1 pseudogene is annotated in these 278 nt (G+C 39.6%); it reads right to left on the minus strand.

Going from position 1 to position 278, the window contains the following annotated elements:
• A pseudogene (locus tag SCA31_RS23110) lies at positions 1-278 on the minus strand (excinuclease ABC subunit B); the annotation flags it as partial.

The raw sequence follows: 278 nt of genomic DNA on the forward strand, positions 1-278 counted from the left end.
GTTCAGGGTTTCTTTTGAAGTCACAAAAAGGTTGGCAGGATAAATCTGAATCTGGTCAAAATTAGCAGTTACATTTCCGGAAACAGGATCGAAGCTTTGAATTTTTTCAATTTCATCGCCAAAAAACTGGATTCTTACTGCGTTATCAGCATAGGCAGGAAACACATCTATTACGTCTCCTTTCACCCGGAACGTACCCCGTTGAAAGTCGCTTAACGTTCTTGAATACAATGCGTTAACTAGTGAGTGAAGAAATGCGGTTCTTGTTACTTTTTCTC

This window comes from Chryseobacterium sp. SIMBA_028 (assembly GCF_046535285.1).
In the GTDB taxonomy this organism is placed as follows: domain Bacteria; phylum Bacteroidota; class Bacteroidia; order Flavobacteriales; family Weeksellaceae; genus Chryseobacterium.